The 26,391-nt window shown below is 74.8% G+C and carries 17 protein-coding genes; 13 read left to right on the forward strand and 4 right to left on the reverse strand.

From position 1 onward, the window contains the following. Window positions 1-178 precede the first annotated feature (178 nt). Entirely contained in the window at window positions 179-2,452 is a 2,274-nt protein-coding gene (locus ACFQ8C_RS00475) for an FG-GAP repeat domain-containing protein (RefSeq protein ID WP_383450504.1), read from the forward strand. A 3-nt stretch (window positions 2,453-2,455) separates the two neighbouring features. On the opposite strand, the gene ACFQ8C_RS00480 is transcribed toward ACFQ8C_RS00475, so the two are convergent. Both ACFQ8C_RS00480 and ACFQ8C_RS00485 read right to left on the reverse strand, forming a co-directional pair. Next, on the reverse strand, window positions 2,456-3,031 hold the full coding sequence (locus tag ACFQ8C_RS00480) for a nitroreductase family protein (protein WP_383450507.1): 576 nt from the start codon (window positions 3,029-3,031) through the stop codon (window positions 2,456-2,458). A 55-nt stretch (window positions 3,032-3,086) separates the two neighbouring features. Continuing rightward, window positions 3,087-4,619: an MFS transporter gene (locus ACFQ8C_RS00485; protein ID WP_383450510.1), complete on the reverse strand. Its 1,533-nt coding sequence runs from the start codon at window positions 4,617-4,619 to the stop codon at window positions 3,087-3,089. 194 nt (window positions 4,620-4,813) lie between these two features. On the opposite strand from ACFQ8C_RS00485, the gene ACFQ8C_RS00490 reads away from it, so the two are divergent. The 6 genes from ACFQ8C_RS00490 (at window position 4,814) to ACFQ8C_RS00515 (ending at window position 15,632) form a co-directional block, all read left to right on the forward strand. Continuing rightward, on the forward strand, window positions 4,814-5,602 hold the full coding sequence (locus ACFQ8C_RS00490) for an ABC transporter ATP-binding protein (RefSeq protein ID WP_383450512.1): 789 nt from the start codon (window positions 4,814-4,816) through the stop codon (window positions 5,600-5,602). Further along, entirely contained in the window at window positions 5,599-8,172 is a 2,574-nt protein-coding gene (locus tag ACFQ8C_RS00495; RefSeq protein ID WP_383450514.1) for an ABC transporter permease, read from the forward strand. Before ACFQ8C_RS00490 ends, ACFQ8C_RS00495 begins: the two co-directional genes overlap by 4 nt. 300 nt (window positions 8,173-8,472) lie before the next feature. Then, window positions 8,473-12,000, forward strand: coding sequence for a transcription-repair coupling factor (mfd, locus tag ACFQ8C_RS00500; protein WP_383450517.1), 3,528 nt, complete (start codon window positions 8,473-8,475; stop codon window positions 11,998-12,000). Window positions 12,001-12,051: 51 nt separating this feature from the next. Then, complete coding sequence (locus tag ACFQ8C_RS00505) at window positions 12,052-14,019, forward strand: NACHT domain-containing protein (RefSeq protein WP_383450520.1); 1,968 nt, start codon at window positions 12,052-12,054, stop codon at window positions 14,017-14,019. A 78-nt stretch (window positions 14,020-14,097) separates the two neighbouring features. Next, window positions 14,098-14,817 (forward strand): HNH endonuclease family protein, encoded by a 720-nt coding sequence (locus ACFQ8C_RS00510; RefSeq protein WP_383450633.1) that lies wholly within the window; start codon window positions 14,098-14,100, stop codon window positions 14,815-14,817. Between the two features lie 53 nt (window positions 14,818-14,870). Next, window positions 14,871-15,632, forward strand: a complete 762-nt coding sequence (locus ACFQ8C_RS00515; protein WP_383450523.1) for an N-acetyltransferase — start codon at window positions 14,871-14,873, stop codon at window positions 15,630-15,632. A 24-nt stretch (window positions 15,633-15,656) separates the two neighbouring features. Here ACFQ8C_RS00515 and ACFQ8C_RS00520 read toward each other — a convergent pair whose 3' ends face one another. Continuing rightward, on the reverse strand, window positions 15,657-16,376 hold the full coding sequence (locus ACFQ8C_RS00520; RefSeq protein WP_383450525.1) for a hypothetical protein: 720 nt from the start codon (window positions 16,374-16,376) through the stop codon (window positions 15,657-15,659). Window positions 16,377-16,563: 187 nt separating this feature from the next. On the opposite strand from ACFQ8C_RS00520, the gene ACFQ8C_RS00525 reads away from it, so the two are divergent. The 6 genes from ACFQ8C_RS00525 to ACFQ8C_RS00550 all read left to right on the forward strand — a co-directional run bounded on the left by ACFQ8C_RS00525 (window position 16,564) and on the right by ACFQ8C_RS00550 (window position 24,001). Then, complete coding sequence (locus tag ACFQ8C_RS00525) at window positions 16,564-18,621, forward strand: N-6 DNA methylase (protein WP_383450528.1); 2,058 nt, start codon at window positions 16,564-16,566, stop codon at window positions 18,619-18,621. A gap of 50 nt (window positions 18,622-18,671) precedes the next feature. Continuing rightward, the gene (locus tag ACFQ8C_RS00530; protein ID WP_383450531.1) at window positions 18,672-19,271 is read left to right on the forward strand and encodes a hypothetical protein; all 600 of its coding nucleotides are present in this window, start codon (window positions 18,672-18,674) and stop codon (window positions 19,269-19,271) included. Then, entirely contained in the window at window positions 19,268-20,842 is a 1,575-nt protein-coding gene (locus tag ACFQ8C_RS00535) for a protein kinase (RefSeq protein WP_383450533.1), read from the forward strand. The genes ACFQ8C_RS00530 and ACFQ8C_RS00535 overlap by 4 nt, the downstream gene beginning before the upstream one ends. Before the next feature lie 57 nt (window positions 20,843-20,899). Beyond that, on the forward strand, window positions 20,900-21,292 hold the full coding sequence (locus tag ACFQ8C_RS00540; RefSeq protein ID WP_383450536.1) for a VOC family protein: 393 nt from the start codon (window positions 20,900-20,902) through the stop codon (window positions 21,290-21,292). Between the two features lie 141 nt (window positions 21,293-21,433). Further along, window positions 21,434-22,561: a hypothetical protein gene (locus tag ACFQ8C_RS00545; protein WP_383450538.1), complete on the forward strand. Its 1,128-nt coding sequence runs from the start codon at window positions 21,434-21,436 to the stop codon at window positions 22,559-22,561. 102 nt (window positions 22,562-22,663) lie between these two features. Beyond that, entirely contained in the window at window positions 22,664-24,001 is a 1,338-nt protein-coding gene (locus ACFQ8C_RS00550; RefSeq protein ID WP_383450541.1) for a collagen-binding domain-containing protein, read from the forward strand. On the opposite strand, the gene ACFQ8C_RS00555 is transcribed toward ACFQ8C_RS00550, so the two are convergent. Continuing rightward, on the reverse strand, window positions 23,926-26,388 hold the full coding sequence (locus ACFQ8C_RS00555; RefSeq protein ID WP_383450544.1) for a YfhO family protein: 2,463 nt from the start codon (window positions 26,386-26,388) through the stop codon (window positions 23,926-23,928). The genes ACFQ8C_RS00550 and ACFQ8C_RS00555 overlap by 76 nt on opposite strands. Window positions 26,389-26,391: the final 3 nt, after the last annotated feature.

Raw genomic sequence — 26,391 nt, forward strand, 5'->3', positions numbered from 1 at the left:
TCTGACCGGCGCCCCGCCCGCCCCACCGACTTGACTGACACGGCGCCCCGCCCGCCCCGCCGACGGCCGCCCCGCCGCCGGTCGCCCACCGGCGGCTGCCCCACCGCCCGCCGCCCCGCCGACGGCCGGAGCGCGGCCGTCGGCTAACCTCTCCCCTTCCCAGGGGAGGGAAACGATCATGCACATCGCACACGCGCGCCCGCGCGCCCGCCGTCTCGCGGCCGCCGCCGTCACCGTCGTCCTCGCCGCCACCGGCGGCACGCTCACCACGCTCCCGGCGACGGCCGCGCCGGTCGCCACGCAGGACGAACGGCAGACGGCCGTGGAGTTCCCGCGCGACGCGGACGTCGTCGGCGCGGGCCCGAGCGGGTTCCTGTCGAAGTCCCGCGGCGACACGCGGGAGTTCCGGTGGACCCGGTACGCGGACGGGACCCGGGTGGTGCTGCCGGGCGCCGCCGCGGCGGCCGGAGGCGCGGACCTCGTGGTCACCGGCGACCGGGCCATGCTGACCGTGAGTTCGGTGCTGACGGTCCACGACATGGCGAAGGCGGACGCCGCGCCGGTCACGATCGACCTCGACGCGCTCGGCGACTACATGTACACGGGCCTGGCCGGCGACACGCTGCTGCTCGGCCGGTACGAGGGCGACCACCAGGTGCAGTACGCCGCCACGCTCGACGCCGAGACGCTCGCCGGGGGCGCGCCGAAGCTCCGCAAGCTGGTCGGCGGGCCCTCGATGGACTGCCAGGGCGCCGACGAGGGCTGGGCCGACAGCCGTTCCGCGCTCTACGACTGCTCGATCGACGGAGGGGTCACCGTCAAGGTCCTCGTCGATGCCGCCACGGGGAAGAACAGCTGGTTCACCCGCTCCCCGGGCGAACTGCCCTGGTGGGGCGGCGTCTCCGCCACGCACGTCGCCTGGCGGGAGTCGCGGAGCGGGGGCAGTGGGGTCGTCGCCGTCCGCCGGGACGCGCCGGCCCAGGAGCAGTGGATCCCGGACGCCGGCGAGTGGAGCGACCCGCTGTACGTCGTCGGCGGCTGGCTGGCCTCCGGCCAGAAGGCCCACATCGAGCAGTCCACCTTCGTGCCGGGCGGCCACAACCCGACGAAGCGGCCCTTCGTCCTCCAGTCGATCGCCGACCCCCGGGAGAAGGTCGTCGCCCTCACCGCGTACTCCTCCGCGGTGGCGGGGCCCGACGGTTCGCTGCTCGTCCGCGGTGGCACGCCCGAGCACGGCGAGGGCCTCTACCGGATCTCGCCGCGCGCCGACGGCGGCCGGCCCACCGTCGAGCAGGTCGCGTCGACGGGGCAGTCGACCGTCGTCACCCTCCTCGGCTCGTCCCTTCCGAACGAGCTCACCGGCGACCGGGTCGCGCGCGGCGTCGACCTCGGCTGGGACCTGTCCCGGGGGGACAGCGAGGTGTGGCTGACCGTCACCCACCTGCCCAGCCGGACGACCGTGCACGACGGGTGGGACAAGCCCGCCGGGACCGTGGCCGGGACCCCGCGCCGGATCGCCTGGCACTGGGACGGCAAGGACCTGGAGGCCAGGGACTGGGACGCGCCCGCCCGCAACGGCGCGTACGAGTGGACGCTCACCGCCCGCCCGGACGAGGGCATCGGCCCCGAGCTCGTCGCCACCGGCCGGTTCTCCGTTTCCCGCCCCGCCGCCGCGCACGACTACGACGACGACGGCGCCGCCGACCTCCTCACCCGGGACCCCGAGGGCGTGCTGTGGCGCTACGGCACCCGGCCCACCGCCCCGGGAGGCTCCGTCACCGACACCGGCGGCTCCCGGGTGGGCGGCGGCTGGAAGGCGTACGACCGGCTGGTGTCCGTCGGGAACGTGGCGGGGAGCTCCGCCCCCGACAGCGTGGCCCGCGACCGCTCCGGGGTGCTCTGGCTCTACCGGGGCACCGGCGACCGGACCGCTCCGCTCGCCGCCCGTACGCAGGTGGGCGGCGGCTGGCAGGCGTACGACCGGATCACCGGCGGCGCCGACGTGACCGGCGACGGCCGCTCCGACCTCCTCGCCACCGACAAGACCGGCGTCCTGTGGCTGTACCCGGGCACGGGGAACACCAAGGCGCCCTTCTCGGCCCGCAAGCGGATCGGCGCCGGCTGGGGGGGCTACAACGAGCTGACGGCCGCCGGGAACCTCGGCGGCGCCAAGGCCGGCGATCTCCTCGCCCGCGACAAGGACGGCGTCCTCTGGCTGTACCTCGGCAAGGGCGACGGGACCTTCGCGGCCCGCAAGCGGGTCGGCGGCGGGTGGGGCGCCTTCAAGGGGCTCACCGGCGTCGGCGACGCCAACGGTGACGGCCGCGCCGACCTCATCGCGTGGAACGGCGACGAGACCTTCTACGCCGGCACCGGCGACTGGGCGGCTCCCTTCAAGCGGGGCGCCAAGGTGGGCCTCACCCAGGACTCGGCGTACGACTCCCTGTTCTGAGGCCTACCTTCCGGGGTCCCGGCCCGCCGGTGACCAGGGGGCGGCCAGCAGCTCCGCGACGCTGCGCCGCTCCCGGCCCCCGGGCGGGGCGTCGGCCGCCCTGCCCAGGGCGACCATCGACACGACGGCCCAGCCCGGGGCGGGGTCCAGCTCCTCGGTGAGCCCCTCCAGGTCGAAGGCGCGGAACTGGTGGGCCGACAGGCCCATCGCCTGCGCCTGGACGGTCATGTGGGCGACGGCCTGCCCGAGGTCGTAGTCGGCGAACTCGGAGTACAGGAGCTCCGTGTCGTCGACGTGGCGCCGCGCCAGCGTCACCACGAGCAGCCCCGCGTCCACCGCCCACCGGGCCGAACCGGGCGCGAGGTGCGGCACCACGCGCGCGTGCTCCGGCTCGCCGGGCCGCGCCGTGAAGAACCCCCACGGCTGCGAGTTCCCGGCCGACGGCGCCCACCGCGCCGCCTCCAGCAGCAGCCGGAGCGCGTGGTCGTCGACGCCGCCCGCCGGGTCGAACCGGTACGGACTGAACCGCCCCGCCAGCAGAGGGTGCAGACCGCCGAACGGCTCCGGATCATGGCGCATGTCCCGCTCCAACCGGCCACGGCACGGGGCTATTCCGGCCTGTCGGCGGCGCTCTCTACTCCTCGTCCCCCGTCGCCTCCTTCAGGACCGGGAAGCGGCGGGGGGCCAGGGTGAGGAGGGCCAGGAGGGCGAGGGCGGCTGCCGCCGCCGCGCCCAGGTAGACGTAGTCGACGGCCGCGGCCACCGCCCGGCGGAGGTGGTCGGCGGCCTCGGCGGTGAGGGAGGCGGGGGCCTCCAGGGCGCGGGCGACCGCGTCGAGGTCGCCGCCGCCCAGGCGGGTGGCGAGGACGGCGTTGGCGACGGCGCCGAAGAGGGCCGCGCCGGTGCTCTGGCCGACCTGGCGGCAGAAGAGGACGGAGGCGGTGGTGGTGCCGCGTTCCTCGTAGGGGACGGTCGACTGGACGCCGACCATGAGGGGGAGTTGGAAGAGGCCGAGGCAGCCGCCCAGGAGGAGCATCAGGAGGGCGGGCTGCCAGGCTTCGCCGGGGTAGGGGAGGAGGGGGAAGGCGAGGAGGAGGGCGAGCGCGCCGGTGATGCCGAGGACGGCGGTCAGGCGGAAGCCGATGCGGGTGTAGACGCGGTTGGAGAGCGCGGCCGAGATGGGCCAGCTCAGCGTCCAGGAGGAGAGGACGAGGCCGGCGGCGATCGGGCCGAGGCCGAGGACCGACTGGGCGTAGGTGGGGAGGAAGACGGTCGGGGCGACCATCAGGAGGCCGAGGGCGCCGAGCGCGAGGTTGACGGCGGCGATCGTGCGGCGGCGCCAGACCCAGCCGGGGATGATCGGTTCGGCGGCCCGGCGCTCCACGGCCACGGTGAGCGCCGCGAGGAGGGCCGCGCCGCCGAGGAGGCCCAGGGACGGGGCCGAGAGCCACGGCCAGGCCACTCCGCCCTGGACGAGCGCGGTCAGGAGCAGCGCGCCGGTCGCGAAGACGCCGAGCGCGCCCGCCCAGTCGACGCGGACCGGGGCCGTGCGGGCGGGGCGGGCGGGTTCCCTGAGGTGGCGGAGGATCATCCAGAGGGCGAGGCCGCCGACCGGCAGGTTGACGATGAAGATCCAGCGCCAGTCCGCGTATCCGGCGAACACTCCGCCGAGGACCGGTCCCGCTATGGAGGCCGTGGCCCAGACGGAGGAGAGCCTCGCCTGGATCCTGGGGCGTTCCTTGAGGGGGTACAGGTCGGCGGCGATGGTCTGGACGGTGCCCTGGAGGGCGCCGCCGCCGAGGCCCTGGACGACGCGGAAGGCGATGAGGGCGGCCATGTTCCAGGCGGCGGCGCAGAGGACGGAGCCGATGAGGAAGAGGATCGTGCCGGCGACGAGGACCGGTTTGCGTCCGTAGGTGTCGCTGAGCTTGCCGTACACGGGGAGGGTGACGGTGACGGCGAGGAGGTAGCCGGAGAAGAGCCAGGAGAAGACGGAGAGGCCGCCGAGGTCGCCGACGATCTGGGGGACGGCGGTGGCGACGATGGTGCCGTCGAGGGCGGCGAGCGCCATGCAGAGCATGAGGGCGGCGACGACGGGCCCGCGGCGGGGGTCTGCCGGAGGGGCCTCGGGGGTGGTCCGTGGGGAGGCCGTTCTGCCGTCCTTCACCTGTCCGCCTTTCTCTTTCTTCGTACACCTAAATAGTGCGGACAGGGTCTCACTCCGACCACGGACTGAGGAACCCCTAGGGGTAGCTCCCCCATGCGAGCCAGGGGACGGTCGTCCCGGCGGAGGACGAGAAGGCACGGGTGCGGTTCTTAGCTTGTTCTTACACACCACTCGCTTCCGTTGAGGAGAAGACCGTGACTTCGGCTGTGACCATTCCCAGGCACGGGGGTACTGGAGGGCGGACGGCCGTCGCCGCGCGGGCGCGGCAGGTCGTCAAGGCGTACGGCTCGGGGGAGACCCGGGTCGTCGCCCTGGACCACGTCGACGTGGACATCGTCCGCGGACGGTTCACCGCGATCATGGGCCCCTCGGGGTCCGGCAAGTCGACCCTGATGCACTGCCTCGCCGGCCTCGACACCGTCACCGGCGGGCAGATCTTCCTCGACGAGACCGAGATCACCGGGCTCAAGGACAAGAAGCTCACCCGGCTGCGCCGCGACCGGATCGGCTTCATCTTCCAGGCGTTCAACCTGCTGCCGACGCTGAGCGCGCTGGAGAACATCACGCTGCCGATGGACATCGCGGGGCGCAAGCCCGACAAGGAGTGGCTGGAGCGGGTCGTCGAGACCGTCGGGCTCGCCGGGCGGCTGAAGCACCGGCCGACCGAGCTGTCCGGCGGCCAGCAGCAGCGCGTCGCCGTCGCGCGGGCGCTCGCCGCCCGCCCGGAGATCATCTTCGGCGACGAGCCGACCGGGAACCTCGACTCGCGGGCCGGCGCCGAGGTCCTCGGCTTCCTGCGGCGCTCCGTGGACGAGCTGGGGCAGACGATCGTCATGGTCACCCACGACCCGGTCGCCGCCTCCTACGCGGACCGGGTGCTGTACCTGGCGGACGGGCGGATCGTCGACGAGATGGAGCGGCCGACGGCCGAGGCCGTCCTCGACCGGATGAAGGACTTCGACGCGCGCGGGCGGACGTCATGACCGTCTTCCGCACCTCGCTGAGAAACCTCCTCGCGCACAAGGGGCGGATGGCGCTCTCCGCCGTCGCCGTGCTCCTCTCCGTCGCGTTCGTGTCCGGGACCCTGGTCTTCACCGACACCATGAACACGACCTTCGACAAGCTCTTCGCCGTCACCGCCTCCGACGTCACCGTCTCCCCGGAGCGGGCCGACCCGACGGACGAGAGCCCGGACACCGGCCGCCCCGAGTCCTTCCCGGCCTCCGTCGTCACCGAGGTGAGCGGGGCGAAGGGCGTCGCCGACGCGCAGGGCTCCGTCACCTCCATGGGCGTCACCGTCGTCGACCAGGCGAACAAGAACGTCGGCCCGACCAGCGGCGCCCCGACGATCGCCGCCAACTGGAGCCCGTACGAGCTCCGTACGGTGGAGCTCGTCGAGGGCCACGAGCCGCGCGGCCCCACCGACGTCGTCGTCGACCGCGGCACCGCGGACAAGCACGGCCTGAAGCTCGGCACCCCGCTCCGTACGATCACCGCCGACGGCGACTTCACCGCCCGGGTCGCCGGCATCGTGGAGTTCAAGGTCACCAACCCGGGCGCCACCCTCGTCTACTTCGACACCGCCACCGCGCAGCGCCAGCTGCTCGGCAAGGAGGGCCTGTTCACCCAGGTCATGGTCGACGGCGAGGAGGGCGTCGCGGACACGGCGCTGAAGGCGGACGTCGCCGCCGCGCTCGGTGACGGCTTCACGGTGCAGACGGCCGCCGAGGTCGCGGACGAGGGCAGCGAGGACCTGGCCGGCTTCCTGGACGTCATGAAGTACGCGATGCTCGGCTTCGCCGGGATCGCCTTCCTCGTCGGCATCTTCCTCATCGTCAACACCTTCTCCATGCTGGTCGCCCAGCGCACCCGCGAGATCGGCCTGATGCGGGCCATCGGCGCCGACCGCAGGCAGATCAACCGTTCCGTCCTCGTCGAGGCCGTCCTCCTCGGGCTGATCGGCTCGGTCGCCGGCGTCGCCGCCGGTGTCGGACTCGCCGTCGTCCTGATGAAGCTCATGTCGTCCATGGGCATGGAGCTGTCCACCCGCGACCTCACCGTCGCCTGGACCACGCCCGTCGTCGGCCTCTCCCTCGGCGTCCTCGTCACCGTCCTCGCCGCCTACGTCCCGGCCCGCCGGGCCGGCAAGATCTCCCCGATGGCCGCCCTCCGCGACGCCGGCACCCCCGCCGACGGACGCGCCGGACGGGTCCGCGGCGCGGTCGGCCTGCTCCTCACGCTCGCCGGCGGCGGCGCGCTGTGGGCCGCGGCCGAGGCCGGGAAGGCCGGTACGGGTTCGCTGTGGCTCGGCGCCGGCATCGTGCTGTCGCTGCTCGGCTTCGTCGTCGTCGGCCCGGTCCTCGCGGGCGGGGTCGTCCGGGCCCTCGGCGTCGTCGTCCTGCGGGTCTTCGGGCCCGTCGGCCGGATGGCCGAGCGCAACGCGCTCCGCAACCCGCGCCGCACCGGCGCGACCGGCGCCGCCCTGATGATCGGCCTCGCGCTCGTCGCCTGCCTCTCCGTCGTCGGCTCCTCCATGGTGGCCTCGGCCACCGACGAGCTCGACCGGTCCGTCGGCGCGGACTACATCGTGCAGAACCAGATGGGCACGCCGATCGTGACGCAGGCGCAGGCCGCCGTGGAGAAGGTGGCGGGGCTCGACCACGTCACCGAGTACCGCCCGGTGGACGTGAGGATCACCGACCCGCGCGGCACGGTCTCCAAGGAGTGGCTGGCGGCGACCGAGCCCTCGTACGCCGGTGACCTCAGGCGCGAGGTGACCGCCGGAGACCTGGCGGCCGCGTACGCCCCCGGGGCGATGTCCGTCGGCAGCGACTACGCGACCGGGCACGACGTGAAGGTCGGCGACACCCTCACCGTCGCCTTCGCGCACGGCTCGACGGCGAAGCTGAAGGTCGCGGCGATCACGGCCGACACCGGCAACGTCGACAACGGCGCGATGTACACGAACGTCACCACCGCCGCGGCCCACCTGCCGGCCGAGCGGATGCCGGCGAGCGCGCTGCTGCTCGCGAGCGCGGAGGAGGGCCAGGAGGAGGCGGCGTACGCCTCCCTGAAGGAGGCGCTGGCCCCGTATCCCCAGTACAAGGTCTCCAACCAGGCCGACTACAAGGAGGACCTCCAGAACCAGGTCGGGCAGCTCCTGAACATCGTCTACGGCCTGCTGGCGCTGGCGATCGTCGTCGCGATCCTCGGCGTCGTGAACACCCTCGCCCTGTCCGTGGTCGAGCGCACCCGCGAGATCGGCCTGATGCGGGCCATCGGCCTCTCCCGCCGGCAGCTGCGCCGCATGATCCGCCTGGAGTCGGTGGTGATCGCCCTGTTCGGCGCGCTCCTCGGCCTGGGCCTCGGGATGGGCTGGGGCACGGCCGCGCAGCAGCTCCTCGCCCTGGAGGGCTTCGGGGTCCTGGAGATCCCGTGGCCGACGATCCTCACGGTCTTCGTGGGCTCGGCCTTCGTGGGGCTCTTCGCGGCGCTGATCCCGGCGTTCCGGGCGGGCCGGATGAACGTCCTGAACGCGATCGCGAGCGAGTAGCGGGCGTGGCGGTACGCCTACGGCCCCGGTGCGGAACGTCGCGCCGGGGCCGTACGGCCGTCCGGGGACGCCCGACCGGCCGCCGCGCCCCTCACCCCCCGGAGTGAACCGTCCGCCCCCGCGCGCGCCGCGGGGGCGCCGCGCGCCGCCCTCCCCGGGCGGCCGCCGACCCGGCGGAACGCATGCCGCACCGGAACGGGGAGGTGCGTCGTAGGGTGGAGGCCCCGGCCCGTTCACGTGTCGGGTCGTTCGCGTTGCCGCTTGTCCGTTCACCCTCGTACGTACCGGGATGGAAGCTCCATGAGCCTGCACGGTCTGCTCGACCTCGTCGTCAAGGACGCGGCCCTCGCGGAGGCGGTGACGGCCGCCTCGGACGGGAACCGTCCGCACGTGGACCTGGTCGGCCCCGCCGCCGCCCGGCCCTTCGCCGTGGCCGCGCTGGCCAGGGACTCGGGGCGCCCGGTGCTCGCGGTGACGGCGACCGGCCGGGAGGCCGAGGACCTGGCGGCGGCGCTGCGGTCGCTCCTCGACCCGGACACCGTCGTCGAGTACCCGTCCTGGGAGACGCTGCCGCACGAACGGCTCTCGCCCCGCTCCGACACCGTCGGCCGCCGCCTCGCCGTGCTGCGCCGGCTCGCGCACCCGAGCCCCGACGACCCGGCCGCCGGGCCCGTCTCCGTCGTCGTCGCGCCGATCCGTTCCGTACTCCAGCCGCAGGTGAAGGGGTTGGGGGACCTGGAGCCGGTGGCGCTGCGCAGCGGCCGGACGGCCGATCTCGGGGAGGTCGTCGAGGGGCTCGCCGCCGCCGCGTACTCCCGTGTCGAGCTGGTCGAGAAGCGCGGCGAGTTCGCCGTCCGCGGCGGCATCCTGGACGTCTTCCCGCCGACCGAGGAGCATCCGCTCCGGATCGAGTTCTGGGGCGACGAGGTCGAGGAGATCCGGTACTTCAAGGTCGCCGACCAGCGTTCGCTCGAAGTCGCCGCGCACGGCCTGTGGGCGCCGCCCTGCCGCGAGCTGCTGCTGACGGACGAGGTGCGGGCGAGGGCCGCGGCCCTCGCCGAGGAGCACCCGGAGCTCGGCGAGATGCTGAACAAGATCGCCGAGGGCATCGCGGTCGAGGGCATGGAGTCCCTCGCGCCGGTCCTCGTCGACGACATGGAGCTGCTCCTCGACGTCCTCCCGGCCGGGTCGATGGCCGTCGTCTGCGACCCCGAGCGGGTCAGGACCCGGTCCGCCGACCTGGTCGCCACCAGCCAGGAGTTCCTCCAGGCCTCGTGGGCGGCGACGGCCGGCGGCGGCGAGGCGCCGATCGACGTCGGCGCGGCCTCCCTGTGGGGGATCGCGGACGTCCGGGACCGGGCGCGGGAGCTCGGCATGATGTGGTGGTCGGTGTCGCCGTTCGCGGCGGACGCCGAGACCGACGGCGACACCCTCACGCTCGGCATGCGCGCCCCCGAGACGTACCGCGGCGACACCGCCCGCGCGCTCGCCGACACCAAGGGCTGGCTGGCCGACGGCTGGCGGACGGTGTACGTGACGGAGGCCCACGGCCCCGCCTCCCGCACCGTCGAGGTGCTGGGCGGCGAGGGGATCGCGGCCCGCCTCGCCGCCGACCTGGCGACGGTGGACCCGGCCGTCGTGCACGTGGCCTGCGGCTCCATCGACTTCGGCTTCGTCGACCCGGAGCTGGGGCTCGCGGTCCTGACGGAGACCGACCTGTCGGGGCAGAAGGCGGCCGGCAAGGACGGCCAGCGGATGCCGGCCAAGCGGCGCAAGACCATCGACCCGCTGACCCTGGAGGTCGGCGACTACATCGTGCACGAGCAGCACGGCGTCGGCCGCTACCTGGAGATGGTGCAGCGGACCGTGCAGGGCGCGACCCGCGAGTACCTGCTCGTCGAGTACGCCCCCGCCAAGCGCGGCCAGCCCGGCGACCGCCTCTACATCCCGACGGACCAGCTGGAGCAGGTCACCAAGTACGTCGGCGGCGAGGCGCCCACCCTGCACCGGCTCGGCGGCGCGGACTGGACGAAGACGAAGGCGCGGGCGAAGAAGGCGGTCAAGGAGATCGCCGCCGACCTGATCCGGCTGTACAGCGCCCGGATGGCGGCCCCCGGCCACGCCTTCGGCCCCGACACGCCCTGGCAGCGCGAGCTGGAGGACGCCTTCCCGTACGCGGAGACGCCCGACCAGCTCTCCACGATCGCCGAGGTGAAGGAGGACATGGAGAAGACGGTCCCGATGGACCGGCTGATCTGCGGCGACGTCGGCTACGGCAAGACGGAGATCGCGGTACGGGCCGCCTTCAAGGCGGTCCAGGACGGCAAGCAGGTCGCCGTCCTCGTGCCGACGACCCTCCTCGTGCAGCAGCACTTCGGCACCTTCAGCGAGCGGTACGGCCAGTTCCCGGTGAAGGTCCGCGCCCTCTCCCGCTTCCAGACGGACACCGAGTCGAAGGCGACCCTGGAGGGGCTGCGGGAGGGGTCGGTGGACGTCGTCATCGGCACCCACCGCCTGTTCTCCTCGGAGACGAGGTTCAAGGACCTCGGGCTGGTCATCGTCGACGAGGAGCAGCGCTTCGGCGTCGAGCACAAGGAGCAGCTGAAGAAGCTCCGCGCCAACGTCGACGTCCTGACCATGTCCGCGACCCCGATCCCCCGGACGCTGGAGATGGCGGTGACGGGCATCCGCGAGATGTCCACCATCACCACCCCGCCGGAGGAGCGGCACCCGGTCCTCACCTTCGTCGGCCCCTACGAGGAGAAGCAGATCGGCGCGGCGATCCGCCGCGAACTGCTCCGCGAGGGGCAGGTCTTCTACATCCACAACCGCGTCGACTCCATCGACCGCGCGGCGGCCCGGCTCCGTGAGATCGTCCCGGAGGCGCGGATCGCGACGGCGCACGGCCAGATGTCGGAATCGGCCCTGGAGCAGGTCGTCGTGGACTTCTGGGAGAAGAAGTTCGACGTGCTCGTCTCGACGACGATCGTCGAGTCCGGCATCGACATCTCCAACGCCAACACGCTGATCGTGGAGCGCGGCGACAACTTCGGCCTGTCCCAGCTCCACCAGCTGCGCGGCCGCGTCGGCCGGGGCCGCGAGCGCGGCTACGCCTACTTCCTCTACCCGCCGGAGAAGCCCCTCACGGAGACCGCCCACGAGCGGCTGGCGACCATCGCCCAGCACACCGAGATGGGCGCCGGCATGTACGTGGCGATGAAGGACCTGGAGATCCGCGGCGCGGGCAACCTCCTCGGCGGCGAGCAGTCCGGCCACATCGCGGGCGTCGGCTTCGACCTGTACGTCCGCATGGTCGGCGAGGCGGTCGCGGACTACCGGGCGCAGATGGAGGGCGGCGCGGAGGAGGAGGCCCCGCTGGAGGTCAAGATCGAGCTGCCGGTCGACGCGCACGTCCCCCACGACTACGCGCCCGGCGAGCGGCTGCGCCTCCAGGCCTACCGCGCGATCGCCTCCGCGAACTCGGAGGAGGACGTCAAGGCCGTGCGGGAGGAGCTCACCGACCGCTACGGCAAGCTGCCCGAGCCGGTCGAGAACCTCCTCCTCGTCGCCGGTCTGCGCATGCTGGCCCGTGCCTGCGGGGTCGGCGAGATCGTCCTCCAGGGCCCCAACATCCGCTTCGCCCCCGTGGAGCTCCGCGAGTCCCAGGAGCTCCGCCTGAAGCGCCTCCACCCCAAGTCCGTCGTGAAGCCGGCCGTCCACCAGATCCTGGTGCCCCGCCCGGCCACCCGGCCCATCGGCGGCAAGCCGCTCGTCGGACGCGAACTCCTCGCCTGGACGGGGGAGTTCCTGACCACCATCCTGGACTAGCAGCCACGGGGGAACGGGGGGCGGATGGTACGGGGGAGGGTCCTGGCCGGCGTGAGCCTGCTGGTCGTGGCCGTATGCGCGCTGTGGGCGCTGTACGGCGACGGCTGGGCGGGCTCGCTGGAGCGGTCCACCCGGATCGACACGGTCGCGATGGTCGCCGGGGTCTGCGCGGCGCTCCTCGCGCTGTGGGCGCTGCGCCGGCCTCCGGAGGCGGAGCCCGACGTCGTCGCGCGGCTCGCCCGTGCGGTGAAGGCCGTCGGTGAGCCGCAGTGGACGGAGGCGCTCGGCGGCGACCTGACGCCCATCGACGTGACGTTCGCCTTCCGTCCGTACGGCAACGCCCGCGAGCCCGCGCTCCCCGCGTCCCCGGCGGGGCGTCTGGAGAAGGTCGTCGAGGACTACCGCGAGCTGCGCCCGCGCCGGCTGGTGATCACGGGGGAGCCGGGCGCCGGGAAGACGGTCCTGGCGCGGAAGTTCGTGATGGAGCTGACGCGGGTGCGGGGCGAGGCCGAACCGGTCCCGGTGCTGGTCTCGCTGGCGGACTGGGACGCGGCGGAGTCGTTCGAGGGCTGGCTGGTGCGCCACCTCCAGCGCGACTACGGCCTGCGGGAGCGGTCGGCCCGGGCGGTCGTGTCGGCCCGCATGGTCCTGCCGGTCCTGGACGGCCTCGACGAGATGGACGCGACGGGCGCGACGGGCCTGGAGACCCGCGCGGCCCGCGCCCTGGAGGCCCTCTCCCGCCATCAGGACGGCACGGAGCCGGCGCCCCTCGTCCTGACCTGCCGCTCGGCGGAGTACGACGCGCTGGAGGCGGCGGGCGGGCACATCCTGGACGCGGCCCGCCTGGAGATCGCCCCGGTGACGGCCGACCGCGCGGTCGCCTTCCTGTCGGCCCGCCGGGGCGCGGTCCGACGCCCCGCCGCCTGGGAGCCGCTCCTGCGCGAACTGCGCGACCGTCCGGACGGGGTGCGGGCCCGCGCCCTGTCCACGCCGTGGCGGCTGACGCTGGCGGCGGTGGCGTACGAACGGGAGGGGGAGCCGGGGGAGTCGGCGGGTGCCGGTACGGAGGCGGAGGTGGCGGACCGGCTGCTCGGACGGTTCGTCGGGGCCTCGCTGGCGTCCGCCGGGAACGGGGACGCGCCGGAGCGGGTCCACCGCCGGCTGGCGACCCTGGCGCGGGCCCTGGAGACGGAGCACGGTCCTGACGCGGACCTCGTCCTGCGGGAGCTCGCGGGGCGGCTGGGCGGGCGGACGGCGAAGGTGCTCTACGGCGGCTGTCTCGGCGTCGTCTTCACGGCGTTCTCCGTGGGGGCCGCCGCCGGCTGGTCGGGAGTGGGCCAGGCCGTGTTCACCATGCTCTTCGCGCTGGTTCTGCTGGCTCTGGCCGGGACGCAGCTGCTCGCACGCCCTCCGCGTGCGCTCTCGTTCGACTTCTTCGTCCTGCCCGCTCTCGGCAGCCCCGTGTGGCGGGTCGTCTGGCGGACGGCGCTGCGGCGCGCGCCCCTTCCCGTCGTGGTCACGGGAACGCTCTTCGCGGCGATGGTGGGGGCGACGAGCGCGCCCCCGGCCTGGGGCGGGCTGGGGCTGCCGCACGTGGCCCTCGCCGAGTCCTTCCTGCTCGGGCTGCTGTTCTGTTCCGGGCTGATGTACCGGTTCGACCAGGCGGTCCTCGGGCCGTCCGGGTGGGCCCGCACGGGAAGCGCCGTGGGGCTGGCCTTCGCCCTGGCCGCGCTGGTCTTTCCCGGGTACGAGTGGACCGACGGGAAGAAGATGGTGTCGGCCCTCCTCACCCTGTACCCGCTGATGACGTTGACCCTGCTGGCCTTCGCGGGCCCCTGGTTCCTCCATCTCTGCGTCCTGGCGGCGCACCGCCCCCGCCTCCCCCTCCGGCTCGGCAGCTTCCTCGACCGGTGCGTGGCCGCCGGTCTCCTGCGCACCTCCGGCGCCGCCTACCAGTTCCGGCACCGGGAGTTCCAGGAGTGGCTGGTGCGGCATCCGGAGCCGCCACCCGGCCCATGATGATGAAATGATCGCTATCGGTGGTTTTGCGCCTAGGATGCGCGGGTGCTGATACGTCGAAGGCTGTACCCCGCCGCCGTGCTCTCCGGGCTCGTCCTCCTCTCCGCGTGCACGCCGCCCGGGGACGGCGGACGGGAGGCGCCCGGTGGGGGTGTGCCCGCCGGGCGGATGGCGAGTCCGCTCGGGAACCCGGACGGTACGAAGCCGGGGCTGGCGCCGGTGACGGCGGAGGCGGAGCGGGCGCGGGCCCGGGAGCTCATCGGGGGGCTCGCCACCAAGGGGCGCGGGCCCCGCACGGGGTACGCGCGGGACGCGTTCGGACACGCCTGGCTGGACAAGGCCGACGGCGTGCCGTTCGCCCGCAACGGCTGCGACACCCGCAACGACCTGCTCCGCCGCGACGGCCGCGACCTCCGCTTCCGGGACGGTTCGGACTGCGTGGTCGTGGCGATGACGCTGGACGACCCGTACACCGGCACCACCATCGACTGGCGCAAGCAGAAGGCCTCCGAGGTCCAGATCGACCACGTCGTCCCGCTCTCGTACGCCTGGCAGATGGGCGCCTCCCGCTGGACGGACGCGAAGCGGAAGCGGCTCGCCAACGACCCGCTGAACCTCCTCCCGGTCCAGGGCCGTGCCAACTCCGCCAAGGGCGACTCCGGTCCGGCCTCCTGGCTGCCGCCGGCCGGGGACGTCCGCTGCGCCTACGCGGTCCGCTTCGCGCAGGTGGCGGAGAAGTACGAGCTGGCGGTGACCGCCCCGGACCGGAAGACGATGCTGGGGCAGTGCGGCGGCTGACCCGTGTCCGATATTCGGTTGGCCGGCTCGAACGGCTCTTCTAACCTGCGGGCATGGACCAGGAACTGACGATCACCACGCTCGCCGAGCGCCCCGAGCTCGAAGGGCCGATGTGGTCCATGAAGGACCTCTGGCCCGAGTTCATGATGTACGACCCGGTCGGCTGGTCCCACATGGGCCGGATCGTGCGCGAGTTCCCCGAGTACGTGCTCGTGGCGACCGACCGGGACGGCACCGTCGTCGCCCGCGGCTTCAGCGTGCCGTTCCGGCTGGACGCGGAGGGGCGGCGGACGCTGCCCGACCGGGGCTGGGACGAGGTGCTGCTGTGGGCCTTCTCCGACCTGCGGCACGGCCACGCGCCGGACACGGTGAGCGCCATCGAGATCACCGTCGACACCGGCGCCCTCGGGCGCGGCATCTCGCACCGGATGCTCGCCGCGATGCGGGCGAACGTGGCCCGGCTCGGCTTCGCCGAACTCGTCGCGCCGGTCCGGCCCAACGGCAAGCACCTGGAGGCCGGGGCCTCCATCCACGAGTACGCCTTCCGTACCCGGGAGGCCGACGGGCTGCCGCACGACCCGTGGCTGCGGGTGCACGTCCGCGCGGGCGGCCGGATCGAGGCGGTCGCGCCCGCGTCGATGACGGTCTCCGGCTCGCTGGGGCAGTGGCGGAAGTGGACGGGGCTTCCCTTCGACACGGACGGGCCGGTCGAGGTCCCGGGCGCGCTCGTGCCCGTCCACTGCGAGGCCGCGCGCGGCTACGCGGTCTACGTCGAGCCCAACGTGTGGGTGCGGCACCCGGTTTCCGCCGGCTGATCCGCGGCGGGTGCTGCGGCGGCGTCAGGACGTCTTGGTCCAGTCGCCGCAGCCGACCGACTTGAAGTAGCCGTCCTTGGCGGTGATCTTGACGATCGCCGTGCCGGTCACGTTGTCGTTCGCGAGGATCGCGTCCATGCCGTGGCCGGCGTCCTTCGAGCGCTCCCAGTAGCACTCCGCGTCCTTGTTGCCCGTGGACTTGTAGGTGCCGGGCGCCACGTCGACGCCGACCTTGAACATGCCGCCGCCGCCCTTGAGCGTGCTCTGGGGGGAGCCGGCGGCCTTGGCGTCCACGGCCTCCCAGGTCTCGCAGCCGGTGGACTTGAAGAACTTGTCGCTCTTCTTGATCTCGACGTAGGCCGTGCCCGTCACGTTGTCGTTCGCGAGGATCGAGTCGAGTTCGCCCTTGGCGTCCTTCGCCCGCTCCCAGTAGCACATCGCGTCCTCGTTGCCCGTCGAGCGGTAGAGGCCCGGCTTGACGTCGGAGCCGACCTCGAAGTCGCCGTCCCCGTCGATCGTGACGGCCTTCTTCTCCGGGGCCTTCGACTCCGGCGCCTTGGAGCCGGCGTCCGAGCTCTTGCCGCCCGAGGTCGCCGGGGCCGAGGACTTCGCCTCGGGGGTGGTGCCCTCGTCCCCGCCCCCGCCCATCGCCGCGCCGATGGCGACGACGACCACGACCGCGCCGGCGGCGGTGAGGACCTTGTGGCGGGCGAACCAGCTGCGCTGCGTCTGAGAGTTCGACATGGCTGTGAACACCTTTCGGGTGTCGAGAGTTTCTCGTGGACTCCGTGTTCCGATGACGTAATCACATCAGCATCTGTGAACCGAGTCAACCACGTTCACCAAGTTCGTCTCCGCTCACGCCGTGAACCCCTTCGATCGGTATGCTCGTCGTTCACAGGTCGTACGAGCGGGAGGACGGAGGGTCCAGGTGCCCGAGGACAGCGCTACAGAGGTCACCGCCGCCGGAATCGCCCGGCTCGCGGGCGTCGGCAGGGCCGCCGTCAGCAACTGGCGCCGCCGCCACGCCGACTTCCCCAAGCCCGTGGGCGGCACCGAGACCAGCCCCTCCTTCTCCCTCGCCGACGTCGAGCGGTGGCTCCGCGAACAGGGCAAGCTCGCCGAGGTCCCGCTCCGCGAGCGCGTCTGGCAGCAGCTCGCCGGCCACCCCGCCGGCACCCTCGCCGGACTCGTCCACACCGGCGCCGTCCTGCTCCTCCTGCGCGAGCGGCCCCCCGCCCTCACCGCGCTCGCCGCCCTCCCCGACCCCCGCTTCACCGAGGCCCTGCCCGGCGCCATGGAGGAGGTCCTGACCCTCCGCTTCGGCGTCCCCAGGGCCGTACCCACCCCCACCGCGGGCGAACTGGCCCCCGCCGCCCCGCTGCTGCGCGCCGCCGTCGAGCTGGCGGCCGAACTGGGCGGCCCCCGGCAGGCCTTCGAGTTCCTGCTCGGCCGCCACCTGGACGCCAACCCCCGCCAGTACACGCTCACCCCGCCGCCGCTCGCCGAACTCATGGCCGCCCTCGCCGCCGCCGCGACCGCGAGCGCCGGCGACCCGCCCGCCGCCGTCCTCCTCGACCCGGCCTCCGGCACCGGCGGCCTCCTCCGCGCCGCCGACCACCCGGCCACCCTCGCCGTACAGGACGCCGACCCCGAGCTGGCCGCGCTCTCCGCGCTCCGCCTCGCCCTCCACGGCGACGCCGACATCCGCTCCGCGGCCGGCGACACCCTCCGCGCCGACGCCTTCCCCGCGCTGCGCGCCGACACCGTCCTCGCCCACCCGCCGTTCAACGAGCGCGCCTGGGGCCACGACGAGCTGGCCTACGACCCCCGCTGGGAGTACGGCTTCCCCGCCCGCACCGAGTCCGAGCTGGCCTGGGTCCAGCACGCCCTGGCCCGGCTCCGCGACGGCGGCACCGCCGTCCTCCTCATGCCCCCCGCCGTCGCCTCCCGCCGCTCCGGCCGCCGCATCCGCGCCGACCTCCTGCGCCGCGGCGCCCTGCGGGCCGTCATCGCCCTCCCGGCCGGCGCCGCGCCCCCCTACGGCATCCCGCTCCACCTCTGGGTCCTGGTCCGCCCCGCCGCCGACCGCCGCCCCCCGGCCGAGACCCTCTTCGTCGACACCGCCGGGCTCGTGCCCGACGCGGGCCGCGACAAGCTCCCCTGGACCGCCCTGCAGAACGCGGTCCTCGACGCCTGGGCCGGACGCGCCGGCGACGCCACCCTGGCCCGCGCCGTCCCCGTCATCGACCTCCTCGACGACGAGGTCGACCTCGCCCCCGCCCGCTACCTCACCGCCCCCGACGCGGGCGGCTCCGCCGCCGAACTCGCCGCCGTCCGCGAGCGCCTGGACGCCACCCTGCGCCGCACCCTCGCCCTCGCCCCGGCCCCCGAGCCCGCCCGTCCGGCCCCCCGCCCGCTCACCACCGTCGGCGAACTGGCCCGCACCGGCGCCCTCCAGCTCCGCACCGGCGGCCAGGGCACCGCCCCCGCCGGCCGCGAGGTCCCCGTCCTCACCGAGCACGACGTCCTCACCGGCGCCGCCCCCTCCGGCACCCTCCCCGGGGCCGTCGGCGGCCAGGCCGAGGAACCCGTCCTCGTCCGCGAGGGCGACGTCGTCGTGCCCGTCCTCGGCGGCGGCCCGTCCGCCCGCGTCGTCGACGCCGACACCGCCGGCGCCGCCCTCGGCCGCGGCCTCCAGCTGCTCCGCCCCGACCCGGACGCCCTCGACCCCTGGTTCCTCGCCGGCTTCCTCCGCGGCACCGCCAACAACCGGCAGGCCAGCAGCTTCGCCTCCACCGCCACCCGGCTCGACGTCCGCCGCCTCCAGCTGCCCCGGCTGCCCCTCGCCGACCAGCGCGGACACGGCGAGCGCTACCGCACCCTGGCCGAGTTCGAGGAGGCCCTCCGGCTCACCGCCCGGCTGGGCGAACAACTGCTCCAGGGCCTCTACGACGGCCTCGCGGACGGAACCGTTCAACCGGGGTGAGGTCGGGGCTAATCTCATAGCGAGATCAGCCGTCCCTGGGGGGAAATCGCATGTACGGACAGATGCCCGCCGCTCCCGCGCCGAGACCCGGGGGCGGCCCGTCCGCCGGGACCGTCGCCGTCCGCGTCCTCGTCACGGCCGCCGTCGTGCTCTCCCTCGGGCTGCTCGCCTGGGTGGCGATGCTCCGGCTCGCCATCATGCGCCGGACCGTCCTGGACTGGGTCCTCTTCTGGACGCAGCTCGCCGTCACCGTCGGCTGCTTCGTCCTCCTCCAGGAGGAGGACGAGAACTCCTGGCAGATCAACACCGGCGCCGGCGTGGTCGTGGCCATGGCCGTCGCCGTGACCGCGCACTACCTGGTGGCGGACATCAAGCACCACCGCGCCGCCCCGGCGCCGCTGCCGTACCCGCCGCACCCGGCCGCGTACGGCTACCCGCCGGCGCACCACGCGGCCGCGGTGACCCTCCCGAGCCCGAACCCGGGTCCGAGCCCGCTCCCCAACCCGTACGCGACGCCGACCCCGGTCCCGACCCCGCCCCCCGTCGCCCCCACCACCCCGACGAACCCCGCGCACTCCCCCCGCATCGACCAGGTCCGCGCCGAGCTGGACGAGCTCAGCGACCTCCTCCGCAAGGAGGAGGACAGGTGACCGGCGGCCGGGTCGTCGGCGGGCGGTACGAGCTGGCCACCGTCATCGGCCAGGGCGGCATGGGCCAGGTGTGGACCGCGTACGACACCCGCCTCGACCGCCGGGTCGCCGTCAAGCTCCTCAGCCCGGCCGCCCTCACCGGCCCGCGCACCGCCGCCGACGAGCTGCGCCGCCGCTTCGTCCGCGAGTGCCGGGTCACCGCCCACGTCGACCACCCCGGCCTCGTCACCGTCCACGACGCCGGCAGCGACGGCGACGACCTGTACCTCGTCATGCAGTACGTCGACGGCGCCGACCTCGCCGACCACCTCGCCGAACACGACCCCTACCCGTGGGAGTGGGCGGTCTGCGTCGCCGCCCAGCTGTGCGCGGTGCTCGCCGCCGTCCACGCGGTGCCGATCGTCCACCGCGACCTCAAGCCGCGGAACGTGATGATCCGCCCCGACGGCACCGTCACCGTCCTCGACCTCGGCGTCGCCTCCGTCCTCGACTCCGACACCACCCGCCTCACCCACACCGGCGAACCCATCGGCAGCCCCGCCTACATGGCGCCCGAACAGGCCATGGGCGGCGCCGTCGGCCCGCGGACCGACCTCTACGCGCTCGGCGTCCTGCTCCACGAACTCCTCTCCGGGAACGTGCCGTTCGCCGGCTCCACCGCCCTCGGCGTCCTCCACCGCCACCTCCACGAACCGCCCCTCCCGCTCCGCCAGGTCCGCCCCGAGGTCCCCGACGCCCTGGAGGCCCTCGTCCTGCGGCTCCTCGCCAAGGACCCGGCAGCCCGCCCCTCCGGCGCCCACGAGGTGTACGAGGCGCTGCTGCCGATGCTCCCCGCGCGCGGCGTCCCGTCCGGCCCCATGGACCCCACCCGCCCGTTCCTGCGCCCGCACGAGCCCTGGCCGGCCACGCCCAGGACCCCGCATGCCCGGCCCCCGGGCCCGCCCCCGGCCGCCCGCCCGGCCGTCGCGGACCCGCGGGTCTCCGTCCCCGCCCAGCCCCGGCCCCCGGTACCGGCGCACCCGCCCCGGGGCGCCGACGTGGCGGGCGCCGTGGAGGAGGTGAAGCGGCTCCTCGGCGAGGGCGCCCTCACCCAGGCCGTCGACGTGCTCGGCGGGATCCTCCCGGCCGCCACCGCCGAACACGGCGAGGGCTCGCCCGTCGTCCGCATCCTGCGCAAGCAGTACGCCTCCACGCTGCTGGACGACGGGCAGTACCGGCGCGCCCTGCCCGAGCTGCGCCGGCTCGCCGCCGACGACCCGGGCAACGCCCAGTTCCGGTACGACATCGCGCTCTGTCTGGAGCAGCTCGGCGAGACCGCAGAGGCGCTCGCCGCCCTCCGCGCGGTCCTCCCCGACTTCGAGCAGGGCCCCGCGCGGGACCCCGGCCGGGCCTTCGACATCCGGCGCCGCACCGGTCTGCTGCTCCTCGCGACCGGGCGGCACGCGGAGGGCCAGGCGGAGCTGAACCGGCTCCTCCTGGACGCGGAGCGGCTCTACGGTGCCTACCACCCGCTCGCGGCGGAGCTGCGCCGCGCCCTGGAACACCAGCGCCAACTCGGCCGCCAGGCCTGATCGTTTCGGCCGGTATCCGGTGGGCACGGGCGGAAGGGGTCACGTACGGTCGGAACCGTGACACTTCCCACCGTCCAGCTGAACCACACCGTCGTCTACTCCTCCGACCGCTCCGTCTCCGCCCACTTCCTCGCCGGGATCCTCGGCCTCCGGGTGGGCGCCCCCTTCGGCCCCTTCCTCCCCGTCGACCTCGCCAACGGCGTGACGCTCGACTTCTACCAGGCGCCCGAGGGGTCCATCCAGGACCAGCACTACGCCTTCCTCGTCCGTGACGAGGACTTCGACGCGATGATCGGCCGCCTGGAGGCGGCCGGGGTCACCTACTTCGCGGACCCGGCCCACCGCCAACCGCACGAGGTGAACACGCTGTTCGGCGGCCGGGGCGCGTACTTCGACGACCCGGACGGGCACAACATGGAGATCATGACGGTGCCGTACGCGCGCCCCTGACCCCGGGAAGCCGTACAACCTTCCGGGGCCGGCAGGGGTCGGAGAAACGGCGGACGGCGTACGACCCCGTTCGCCGTTCGCCGTTCGCCGTTCGCCGTTCGCCGTTCGCCGTCCCGCCGGATCCGACCGGGAGTCCGCCCCGTGAGCCGTACCGCCGCCGAAGCCCTGCGCGCCGCCGCCCTCGCCTGCGCCGCCGTCGCCCTCGTCCTCTGCCTGGTGGACGTCCGGTCCGACGGCCCCCGTGGGGGCGTGCTGGCCGCGCTCGCCGCCGGCGCGGTGTGCGCCGGGGCCTGGGCGCTCGCGACCCGGGGGCGGCCGGTGCCCGCGCCCGCGCCGCACCCCTGGCGGGGACTGCCGTCCGTCCTCCACCGGGACCCGGTGGACTGGTACGCGGCCGTGAGCACGCTCCTCGCGGGGGCCACCCCCTTCGCGGCGTACCTCCTCGCCGCCGCCGGCGAGGTGAACGACGCCTGGCTGGTCCTCTGGGCCCTCCCGCTGGGCGGCTGGTTCCTGCTGACCCTCCCGGCGCTGTGGAGGACGCTGTTCCGTCCCTTCCCCGAGCGCCACCGGTTCCTCGCCCAGGACGCGAGGGCGGGCCGGGTGTACGCCGTCCGGTTCGTGCTGGAGACCGGCCAGTGGGTGCGGCTCATCGACGAGGACAACCGCAAGCTCGTCGACCCGGCCCCGTCGGTGGTCCAGATGCTGAGGCTCCGCGACGAGCACGGCGCGTACTACGGGACCCAGCCCCTGGGCGAGGGCGTCGTCGGTCCGAGCGCGATCGGCCCGTTCTCCCTCTTCGCCGCCGGGTGCAGGGGCGAGCATGTCTGGGTCGTGTGGCCGGAGCGCTGGGAACCGGTCCTCGCGGTCGCCCGCCGGAAGGGCCGTCCCGCGTACCCCGTGGCCATGGTCTCCGAGACCGGCGCGATGGTCTGGGGCTACGCGGCGATCGACTACACCGACCGGTACCTCACCGACCCGGCGAACCTCCACCCCACCGTCCCCGGTCTGGCGGCCCGCCCGCTCCGCCCCCGTCCCCGCTTCCGGACGGAGGTCCACGGCCGGATGTTCGCGTACCTGGCGGTGGCACTGGCCGCCCTGACCCCGGTCCTCCTGGACGTGGTCTCCGGCGCGGTGAGCGTCGGCCTCGGCCTCCTGGCCGCCGCGGCCCTCGTCGGCGCCCCCCTCGCGGCGTCGGGCGCCAACAGCCGGATACCGGACGCCGGCCGCTGGGACGTCCCGCCGGTCCAGGACCTCCGCGTCCCGAGCTGAGGCGGGCGGGGCACGGACCCCGCCGGTGTCCGCTACTGCATTCGGCGGCGGGCCCGGGCGTGTCACGGAGGGCGGGTCACGGGCCCGGCGCAATCTGCTCATATGACGAAGCCGTACTCGCTCCTCGGGACCGCCGCCTGCACCGTCGCCGCCGCGCTGGCCACCGGCGTCCACCCCGCCGTCGCCGCCACCGTCGACGTCGGCAACCCCGTCTCCGGCAACAACGGCTTCGGCGTCGTCGTCGAGACCGACGCGCTGCTCGGCTCCACCGAGTCCGAGGGACCCGTCGCGATCGGCGGCGACCTCTCCTACGGCGCCGGCTACAACGTCTCCCTCCACACCCCCGGCACCTTCAGGGACGGCACCGACGCGCAGCCCACCGCGCTCCTCGTCGGCGGCCGGATCGACCACGGCGGCGGCAGCCCCGTCGGCGTCCTCAAGGTGCTCCAGGACGGTTACGTGAAGATCGGCGACCTCACCGGCGCCGACGTCGTCACCCGGGACGGCAACGGCGCCGCCGTGAAGACCCAGGTCGTCGCCGCCGGCCAGGGCCACGGCTCCACCCCGCGCATCGAGCTCACCGTCGAACAGCCGGCCCTCTCCGTCGGCCCCCACCCCGGACTCATGGACTTCACCGGCCTCTTCGCCGACTACCGCGACCGCGCCGACGCGCTCGCCTCCTGCGCCGCCACCGTGGAGCTCCAGGACCCCGGGCGCATCACCCTGAGCGGCCGCCGCACCAACGTCCTGCGCCTGACCGGCGAGGAGCTGAACGACCTGTCCGAGCTGACCTTCCTGGACCGCCCGACCGCCGCCGGTCCGCTCGTCATCGACGTCGACACCAGCGCGAGCGGCTCCGTCTTCACCTGGGACGTCCCCAACACGGCGGGCGTCAGCGGCGAGGACGCGCCGTACATCCTGTGGAACTTCGCCGACGCGACGGAGATCACGATCGCCACCGGCGACTCGGTCGAGGGCACGATCTACGCCCCGCGCGCCCACGTCACCGACATCGACCCCTCCAACATCGAGGGCGACGTCGTCGTCAAGGCGCTCACGGCCGGCCCGCTGGAGGCCGCGCGGGCCGCCGACGTCAACGCCGGCGAGATCCACCACTTCCCCTTCGCCGCCGACCTGAGCTGCGAGGACGACACCCCCTCCACCCCCACCCCGAGCCCGTCGACGACGGAGCCGACCCCGGAGCCGCCGACCACCGGGCCGACGACCGAGCCGCCGACCACCGAGCCGACGACCGAGCCGCCCACCACCGGGCCGACCACCGAGCCCGCCCCGGAGCCGTCCACCGACGGGCCCGGGGGCCACGGCGACAGCGAACTGGCCGAGAGCGGTTCCGGCCTCCCCGCCTACGCGGCCGCCGCGCTCGCCGCGCTCTGCGCGGCCGGCGGGCTGCTGCTGCTCCGCCGGTCCCGCCGGCGCTGATCCCGCCGGGCCCTCGACGCCAGGCCCGCGAGCGCGAGCACCGCGGCCCCCGCCACCGCCAGCCCGGGCAGCAGCCCGGGCGGCCGGAAGGAGCAGCTCAGGGTGGTGGCGCCGGTGACGGGGACGGCGAGCAGGCCGGCGTACGGCTCCGCCGTCCGGCCCCCGCAGCTCCAGCCGGGGATCGCGGGGGCGGCGACCACCGCCGTGCCGGTCACGGGTTCCGGGAAGCGGGCCGTGAGGCCCGTCGCCGTGGGCGCGACGGTGACCGCCGCCGAGGCCCGCAGCGCGCCCACGGCCGTCCGCAGCCGCGTCCGGTCCAGACAGCCGACCTCGGCCGGGCCCCGTCCGTCCGGGACCTCCGGGCGGGCGCCGGGCGCGGCCTGGACGCCCAGGGAGGTCATCGCGGCCCGGCGCTTGGGGCCGCCGCCGAGGAGCCGGACCGCGGCCCCGGCGCCGAGCCGCGCCGGGCCGGTGCGCTCGGGGGCCCAGAGGAAGACCTCGGTACCGACCGGGCAGGCCCCGGAGGCGGACGGGGCGGTGTACACCGGTGTGCCCAGCAGGAGTTCCTGGTTGCGGAAGGGGGAGGGGCCGAAGGCCGGGGGCGGGCCGGCCGGGGCGCGCAGGGTCACGAGCGGCAGCGGGGCCTCCGTACGGACCACCTCGCCGTCCCGCCAGCGGGCGCCGACCCCGAAGAGGGCGTCCACCACCGGGTTGTCGAGGCTCTGGAGGTTGCGGCCGCGGGAGGTCCAGCCGCCGCCGAGGGCGGTGAGCAGTTCGGTGAGGACGGCGGGGGTGTGGCTGCTGTAGTAGGCGGCGCCCTGGCCGCCGAGGAGCAGCGGGTCGTTGCCGGCGACGCGGGGGAGACCGGAGTCGGTGCGGTGGGCCGGCCAGCCGTCGGCCGCCGCGAGGGCCGCCGCCCGGCGCTCGTGCCCGGGGCCGTACGGCGGGTAGTCGTCGAGGTGGGCGAGGCGTGCGTGGTCCGCGTACGCCGTCGTCGCGGCGGCCTGGCCGAGGAGCGTGCCGGTGACGAGCAGCGCGGCGAGGACGGCGTACCGGCGCCGGCGGGGGAGGGCGAGGGCGCCCGCCGTCGCGGCCAGGCCGGCGAGGCCGAGGAGCAGGGCCGGCCGGGTGGCGAGGGTGCTCGGCAGGGCGGCTGCGGTGAGGGCGAGGACCACCGCGCCGCCGGCGGCGAGCGGCCGGCGGCCGGCCGGGCCGTGGGCGAGGCCGGTGTGCGCGGCGATCACCAGCAGCCCGGCGAGGACGAAGGTCTGGCGGTACGGGCTGCCGTTGGGGGTGGCGAAGAGGTGCCACACGAGGTGTGTCGGGCCCCACTGGAAGGAGGCGGCCACGGCCAGGACGAGCCCGGTCCACACCCACCGCTCCCGTCCCGGCACGTCCCGCCGGAAGGCGAGCGCCGCCACCAGCAGCAGCACCGGCGTGGCGACGAAGACGGCCGGTGTGGAGAAGCCGTACGTCCCCGGCAGCAGCCGCGCCAGCACGTCCGTCGCCCCCGCCGCCCGGAAGTCCCGTACGACGCCCGGGTACGCCTGCCGCGTCGACAGGAGGACGGGCGCGAGGACGGGCGCGGCGAGCCCCACCCCGAGGGCCGTGGTGACGGCGGCGCGGAGCGGGACCCGGGCGCAGAGGGCGCCGGGCGTCGCCGCCAGCCGCGCGAGGAGGAAGAGGGCGGCGCCGAGGGTCGCCATGCAGGCCGTGTAGAAGTTCGCCGTCCAGCAGACCGTCACCGTCAGGACCGACAGCAGCGGGCGGACGCCCTCGCGGGACCACTCCGCCACCAGGCACAGCAGTGGGAAGGCGATCAGGCCGTCCAGCCACATCGGGTTGTACGTGCCCTCCGCGAGGGACCAGCCGCACAGCGCGTACGCGGCGCCGAGCAGGGCCGGCCACCACCAGGCGGGGGCGGTCGAGAGCCGGCGGAGGAGGAAGGCGGTCGCGGCCGCCGCCAGGGCCGTCTTCAGGACGGTCAGGGCGTAGACGGCGTACTCGATGTCGGCGCGCGGGACCAGCGCCACGAGCGGCGCCAGCGGGCTCGACAGGTAGGTGCCGTAGTCGGGGAGGAAGCTGGTGCCCCAGCCCGCCCCCCAGTCGAGCAGGAGGCCGCCGTCGGCGCGGCCGTGCAGCAGGTCCCACAGGTGCGCGTGGAAGGGGACGAACTGGTTGCCCAGGTCGTTCACGGACCGGTGGCGCGGGCCGAAGGGGAAGATCCGGGCCACCGCGTCCCCGGCGCAGACGGCGGCGACGGCGAGCAGCCCGGCGAGGGCGGAGGCGGCGGCCGTGGAGCGGCGCGGGGCGGTGGGCGTGCCGGTGGTCCCGAGGGGCCCGGTTCGCGCGGAGGTTCGCTGGGGAGTTCGCGGGGCGGTTCGCATGGC

Source organism: Streptomyces sp. NPDC056503 (genome assembly GCF_042794995.1).
In the GTDB taxonomy this organism is placed as follows: Bacteria; Actinomycetota; Actinomycetes; order Streptomycetales; family Streptomycetaceae; genus Streptomyces.

Excerpts from the sequence above, each read along its gene's own strand:
- ACFQ8C_RS00475 (WP_383450504.1), top strand. The coding sequence starts at position 179 with ATGCACATCGCACACGCGCGCCCGCGCGCCCGCCGTCTCGCGGCCGCC.
- ACFQ8C_RS00480 (WP_383450507.1), bottom strand. The coding sequence starts at position 3,031 with ATGCGCCATGATCCGGAGCCGTTCGGCGGTCTGCACCCTCTGCTGGCG.
- ACFQ8C_RS00495 (WP_383450514.1), top strand. The coding sequence starts at position 5,599 with ATGACCGTCTTCCGCACCTCGCTGAGAAACCTCCTCGCGCACAAGGGG.
- mfd (WP_383450517.1), top strand. The coding sequence starts at position 8,473 with ATGAGCCTGCACGGTCTGCTCGACCTCGTCGTCAAGGACGCGGCCCTC.
- ACFQ8C_RS00515 (WP_383450523.1), top strand. The coding sequence starts at position 14,871 with ATGGACCAGGAACTGACGATCACCACGCTCGCCGAGCGCCCCGAGCTC.
- ACFQ8C_RS00520 (WP_383450525.1), bottom strand. The coding sequence starts at position 16,376 with ATGTCGAACTCTCAGACGCAGCGCAGCTGGTTCGCCCGCCACAAGGTC.
- ACFQ8C_RS00530 (WP_383450531.1), top strand. The coding sequence starts at position 18,672 with ATGTACGGACAGATGCCCGCCGCTCCCGCGCCGAGACCCGGGGGCGGC.
- ACFQ8C_RS00550 (WP_383450541.1), top strand. The coding sequence starts at position 22,664 with ATGACGAAGCCGTACTCGCTCCTCGGGACCGCCGCCTGCACCGTCGCC.
- ACFQ8C_RS00555 (WP_383450544.1), bottom strand. The coding sequence starts at position 26,388 with ATGCGAACCGCCCCGCGAACTCCCCAGCGAACCTCCGCGCGAACCGGG.